The organism is Halomonas sp. DP4Y7-1, assembly GCF_019800705.1.
Taxonomy (GTDB): Bacteria; Pseudomonadota; Gammaproteobacteria; order Pseudomonadales; family Halomonadaceae; genus Halomonas; species Halomonas litopenaei_A.
Genome location: NZ_JAHVKS010000017.1, coordinates 1 through 6,216, shown reverse-complemented (window position 1 = coordinate 6,216; position 6,216 = coordinate 1). Strand labels below are relative to the sequence as shown.

At 61.6% G+C, this 6,216-nt stretch carries 4 protein-coding genes; 2 read left to right on the top strand and 2 right to left on the bottom strand.

Annotation, left to right across the window (positions count from 1 at the left end; all coding sequences use genetic code 11):
- Positions 1-134 (top strand): integrase core domain-containing protein (locus tag KUV72_RS20095; protein ID WP_222239502.1); only part of this gene is annotated, 134 nt, incomplete at its 5' end.
- 3 nt (positions 135-137) lie between these two features.
- On the top strand, positions 138-386 hold the full coding sequence (locus KUV72_RS19595; protein WP_222239501.1) for a hypothetical protein: 249 nt from the start codon (positions 138-140) through the stop codon (positions 384-386).
- 204 nt (positions 387-590) lie between these two features.
- Here the strand turns inward: KUV72_RS19595 and KUV72_RS19590 are convergent, their stop codons facing one another.
- Both KUV72_RS19590 and KUV72_RS19585 read right to left on the bottom strand, forming a co-directional pair.
- Positions 591-1,154, bottom strand: a complete 564-nt coding sequence (locus KUV72_RS19590; RefSeq protein ID WP_222239500.1) for a DUF6990 domain-containing protein — start codon at positions 1,152-1,154, stop codon at positions 591-593.
- Positions 1,154-6,216: DUF637 domain-containing protein (locus tag KUV72_RS19585; RefSeq protein ID WP_222239499.1), on the bottom strand; the 5,063-nt coding region annotated here is incomplete at its 5' end. The genes KUV72_RS19590 and KUV72_RS19585, both read right to left, overlap by 1 nt.

The window sequence follows — 6,216 nt, the reverse complement described above, 5'->3', positions numbered from 1 at the left end:
GGCAGCACCGGTTCGAGTCGCTGGGCCAGGCCCGAGCGGTAATCAGCCGCTGGATCCGGTACTACAACGAAGAGCGGCCACATCAGTCTCTAGGCTATGTGGCACCCCGAGCACACCCGTCATTAGCGGCGTAGGGTGTGCAGAAACCAGGGGGTCATTACACCCGCTCCAATGAGAAGATCACCGACCGGCAGCAGGCCATCATCTCGATGGTCGATGCCTTCACCGAGGTGCAGCGCAAGCTGGGCGGCACTCTGTGTACCGCCACGGTTGTTGCAGGAGGCCAGCGCTGTGACGTGGTAAAACCAAAATTACAGCAACAACGAGACTCGCCTGGTCACGCAGACAAAGCGGCACGTGACCAACCGGATAACACGTACAACTAACCCCCAGCACAAACCGTAGCTGGTCGGCTATAGACAGTTTGCCACTCAAACCGGAGTGGGAGCCTTGGATCATCACAATCGAATCAAGAAAACAGACAGCCGAAGTACCCTTAGAAACAGCAATTTCCTTGACGGCAACTGCCTGACACAGTGAAAGATACTGATTTGATTGATGAAAAAACCGCTCAATTACTTTCCACCATTTTAATGCCGCACGGCATTTTTCTCAGCCAACTCAACGGCCCGATCAATATAATCCTTGGTGACATAATTCACAAAACCCAACCTGTTTCCATCCGCAAAGCTGTCTTGATAGAATCTAAGCTTTACAACATCACCAAGCAGCGCTAACGCGGCAAGATGCCAGATAGGGCGAGCACCAGGGGCATTCGTTGGTAAGGCCGCATGGTCCTGCAGTGCCTTATCCAAGTCCTGTACTTTTGCCCAAGATATTGCCTCTTCGGACGCTTGCCGCACATGCTCTTCCAAAATTTCTGGCGCTCGAATATCTAGCCCTGACCATGCTCGGATGAATGGAACGTCATCTCCGTATCCCGGATCGATAGCTACACAGGCATTTGAGAAGCTATCAGTCGCCAGAGAGAGCATCGCACCAAACTTCTGTTTGTCTCGAATTTTCTCTATGCCATAGATAATCTGCACTGTCCTATCATTGCATCGATAACATGCCGACCTATCACCAACCTCATCAGTATAAATTGACCAGCCAATTGATCCGAGCATATCTGTAACTTCTTTCAACTTCATTATCCGGCCCCTGGAAACGTTCTAATTTCAATAGGAATGCCATCAGGATAACCTTGCTCACGCAATGGTATTCCAGGCCTTAAATCAAAGGCTCGCGCAACTTTTCCGCGTGGAACTGCATCTCCACTATTGATCTGTGGATAGATTTCACTCTGGCGGATTGTCAAATCGGCATTGCCAGTTTTAACCTCGATAATCCCCATCTTCCCATCATGAGTTTCATAAACGATATCGGGGCGGCAGCGGCCCGTTCCACAGGAGTTACCAAAAGAGATCTCTTTGTCTGAAACCCGATAGCCTTGGCTACTTAACTGGGTCTTAAGATCATCCGTCATCGCTTTGTGATGCAAGTACTGATCGCGAATCGTCAGCCGAGGGCCCGTAGAAACGCTCCCACCTGACGGCTCGACATGACTCTGTGCTCGCCCTGGTGGCCTTCCTGGGCCACCCATCCCAGCCATCGCAGCTGCTGAAATTAGTGCGGCTTCATCGGTATCCAAATCGTATTCGTTACGAAGAAACTCCGCGAAGCCTTCCTGCGATACGGCTGACTCTGCCTCCAAATACTGGCCCAACAGTGGCCCTTGGTCCAGCGCCACACTCCATGGAAGGTTTTCATCGCCCAATCGATCTAGGGCTTGACGGAATTTTTCACTATCGTCAACCAGTGACTGATATTGATCGAGGCACGCCGCTTGATCTTGTGAGCACACTGAGATCAGCTGGTCCTGTTGAGCGATGCTCAGATCACGGTACTTTGCTTGAACCTCACCGCAGTCCCCTCTCGCCTCACAGCCATCCAACTCGTCGACGTACTCGTCGATTTGCTGATGCGACAGGTAGTTATACTGCGTCGCACTCCCCGCCACCTGGGCGCCGATCTGCAGCTCGTTGTCGTCGTTGCTGGCGATCTCGGCGGCGATGACGCCGATGATCTGGGAGTTCATCACCAGCAGCCGGCCTTTGTCGGCCTGATCCAGGTCGCTGTACTCTCCAGCGAGCTTGTCCACTAACAGCTCGTTGGCCCCGGCGGCGAGTGCACCGGTGGTGAAGTCGCCGCCCGCGGCTTCGGCAGCTAGGCCGCCCATAACGGCATGCAGGGCAGCCTTGTTCAGGCTGCCGTTTTCAAGGGAGGTATTGCCGATGGCGTTGAAGCCAGCGGCGGCGAAGGTGTTGGCCAGGCTCGCCTGGAGCGCGTCACCCAGCTCGGCGTCACCGCCCAGGGCCCGGTCCAGCAGCGCGGAGGTGGTGTTCTGCAACAGCTGATTGGCGCCGAACTGGCCCGCCCCTTGCCAGGTGCCAAGGGGGGCACCTGTGACCGTCCCGCTATTAGGAAGGCCGGTGGTAGTGCCGGTCTGGGTGCCGGTCCAACCGTCGTACAGGCCGCTGGTCAGCCCGGCGGTGGCGGCGGCAACGGCGTAGCCGCGCAGGGCGTCACTGGAGGTGACGTCGCTCCAAGCCTCGCCCAGGTCCCCCTGTTGATTGATGGTGCTGACAGCGGCGTTGCTGGCCATGCCCGTCAAGGCGGCGGTGGCGGCCGCATTGGCCCAGCCCGCTGCAGTGGTGGTCGTGGCCGCGGCCCAGGCAGTGCCAGCGGCGGCACTGGCTCCCGCGCTGCTCGCGGCAGCGGCCACTAGCTCACTGGCCGCCCCTGCGGTGAAGTAGGCCACCACAATCGCCACCACCAGCTGCGCGGCGGCGCTCATGCCTGAGTGGTCATAGTCCCACTGATCATGGAGGGCCTTGACCGCGCGCCAGTCGACGTCGCCACGGGCTTCCATCTCGGCCAGCCAAGCTAGGCTCGGGTCGGCCTCGACCATGGCGGTGATGGTCTGGTGGATGCTCTGCTCATCGACCTGCTCGATGTCGACGTTGACGCCCTGGGCGGCGCGGATGATCCGCTCCCCCTGGGCCACCAGCTCACTCTGACGCAGGGTCTCGACGGTCTCGCCTTCGCCCTTGGCCGACTGCCAGACGGCATTGCTCGAGCTCTTCTCGTGGGTCTCGCTATGCAGGTCGCGGGCGTGGGCGAAGGTGATCTCGCCGCCACTGTCCAGCACCAGATCGTTGCCCGCATCGAGTCGGGCGCCCTCATAGGTCTGGTCGCCGTCGCTGACGATGATCAGGTCACCGCCGCTGGCGATCTCGCTGCCCTGGGCGCGCAGGTCCTGCACTTCATCGAGACGATGCTTGTCACCGCCGAACAGGCCACCGCTCTCGTTCTTCTCGTAGCGGGAGTAATCCTCGTCGTTGGCGGCCAGCAGGGCCACGACGCCACCGGCATACAGATACGCCTCATCACCGGCACTAGCGGTACTTGCCACCAGGGTGAGATCGCCCCCGGCGGCGACCGTCAGGTCGGTGCCGGCCGCCAGCTCGCTGCCCTGCTGACGCACCGTGCGGGTGTCGTAGGTCTTGTTGGGCTTGCGGGTGTGGCTCTCGCTGGCGTTGGCCGCAGACGCCAGGGTGATGTCGCCGCCGGCGACCAGGCCCAGCCCCTCGCCGGCCTCGACGCGGCTGGCGAGCAGGCCGATATCGCCCCCGGCGCTAAGGCTCGCACTGCCTCCCGCCTCAAGGGTGCTACCCACCTGGGTCACGCTGTCGGTGGTGGTGATCTGGCGACGACTGACGTCGCGGCTGGCGTCGCGGTCCTCGCCAGAGACAATGGCCATGTCGCGTCCGGCGGCCAGCACCAGGTCATCACCGCTTAAGACCTGACTGGCGTCGATCGCGATATCCCGTCCGGCCTGCCAGGTAAGATCGCCCCCGGCGGTGGTGGTTGAGCCGAGCGTCGTGGCGCTGTCCTGATAATCGCGACCGCGGGCATCCTGCCAGTGGCTGACGTCCACCACGGCCCCGGCCACGATGTCGCGCCCGGCGGTCACGGACACATCAGCGCCGCTGGTCACGTTGCCACGATTGACCACGTCACGCCCGGCCTGGATGTCGAGTTGATCACGGGCGCTGATGCTGCCGCCCTGGTCGAGATAGCTGCGATAATCCCGTGAGGTGCCAGCCGCCACGCTTAGGCGGTCGTTGACCACGTCGCCCTCAAGGGCGGTCAGGCTGACCCGGTCCCCGCGAATCTGCCCACCCATGGCGTTGCGGATATCGTCGCGGGCGGTGAGGTTCAGGGCGTCACCGGCCTCGACCAGGCCGCCCTGCAACACCGACCCTGCGGCGTAGGCATTGAGGTCGTGGGTGGCGCGAAGGGTGCCGACGTTGACCAGATCACCGCCGCTGATCAGGTCGATGTCACGGCCCTGGATCACCCCACCACCGCGCACGTCTCGGCTGTCCAGGTTGGCCAGGTACAGCACCGGCGCGAGCACCGTCTGGCCGTCGATCTGACGCTCCTCCAGCCAGACGATGTCGTGGGTCAGCGCCGCCACCTGCTCGGGGCTCAAGCTCACCCCCAACGCCAAAGACAAACGGTCCTTCGAGGCCAGGGCGTTATCCATCAGGTAACGATACTGGGCGTAGTCATCGCCCAGCCCCTCACTGAGGTAGCGTTGGCCGGTGGTAGCCAGCACCGCCTGGCGGATCAGCCGGGATTCATAGCGACCATCGCCGAGCAGCCGATAGGCCTCGTCGTCGGTGTAGCCGAGCTTGTCGAGCAGGTAGTCGGAACCGCGCCACTGCTCGAGGTTGGTGAACTCCGGGTTGGTCTCGACCAGATAGCGCCCCTGGGCCTCGGGGGGGCGCACGAACAGGCCATAGTCACCTTCCGGCAGCCGGAAGGACGGCGTCTGCGCGATATCGACCCGCAGGAAGGGCGCGTCGTCGAAGACCCAGACGCCGCCTCCCGCGTCAAAGCCAGCGCCCACGCTGGCGTCCAGTGCACCGTCAAGCCCCCCGCCAGCGGTGCTGGGCGTTGCGCCGATATCCGCCAGCGACGCATCGCGGCTGGCACCACTGCGGTCCACCCGCGATGGCGCGCTCAGCCCCTGGGCACTGGCCTGGTCAGCGTCACGTCCCAGGGTCATGGACAGCGTGGAAACCGGCCCCTGGGTCGCCGCATCGCCAAGGCGCCCCTGCAACTGGGCCAGGGTATGTTCCTGGATATCTCCGTTGTGGAGCTGCTCGGTGGCGGTGATGGAGACACGGCCACCGGCGGAAATCACGGCGGGAGCACCACCGGGGAGAATGGTGCGGGTTTCGGCCTGACTTAACAGATCTGGCGCGCCTGCAGGTAGTGGTAACAGCTCTTGGCTGTCCGAGAATCCTGAGGCGGCATTCCAACCAGCAAGGCTGTCAGTCAGGTCAGTTTCTCTGAACCGATAGCTATAACGCCCGCCTCCGAGGATGCCGCCCCGGAAGCAGTCCAAGAAGGAGCCGGTTTCGAGACAGGAAGCCGCTTCAGCGTCACCATACTGACTTGTTCGCGTCACCAACGCGTTGCCGCGTCCCGAATTGATCAACGATGCTGCATCAATGCGAATATCGCCATTCGCAGCGATGACGCTATCGAGATTTTCAAGGGTGTCTGCGGTGACCCGCAGATCCCCACCCGCTTGAATACCGGCGGCTGGGCTGTCCTCAACAATGGTGGTCCGCAAAGTCTCGGTGAGTTCGTACTCCCTGAAGAGCTCTGTGGTACTCACCAAGGTCACCACTTCTTCGTATCCGCCGTCACCAGCGCCTTGGCCATTGTGTTCAGTACGATAGACCTTTCGTACATACCCCGTGCCCGCGACAGCACGGTCGAGCAACACGTCTTCCGTCTCGATCCGGTCCTTGGTGTTAAGAATGTCCCCCGCGCGCAGGGTCATATCCCCCTCGGCCTCGATGGTGCCGGAGCGGTTTTCCAGCCGGTCCGCCTTGGCCAAGGCGCTGTTGCGTGCCAGGGTCAGGTCGCCCCGGCTATAGATGTCCCCATAGCGGTTAAACAGCTGCTGCGTATGCAGCGTCATGTCGCCACCGGCGAACAGCAGGGTATCGGGGGCATTGGTGATGCTGGCGCTATCCAGGCGCAGGTCGCCCAGGCTGCCCAGGGTGCCCTGGTTATCGAGCGAGGCCGCGCTCAGGGTCATGTCGCCCTGGCTGGTCAGGCGTCCCAGGT

Bases quoted from the DNA above. Each gene is read 5' to 3' on its own strand.
- KUV72_RS19590 (WP_222239500.1), bottom strand. From the start codon at position 1,154: ATGAAGTTGAAAGAAGTTACAGATATGCTCGGATCAATTGGCTGGTCA.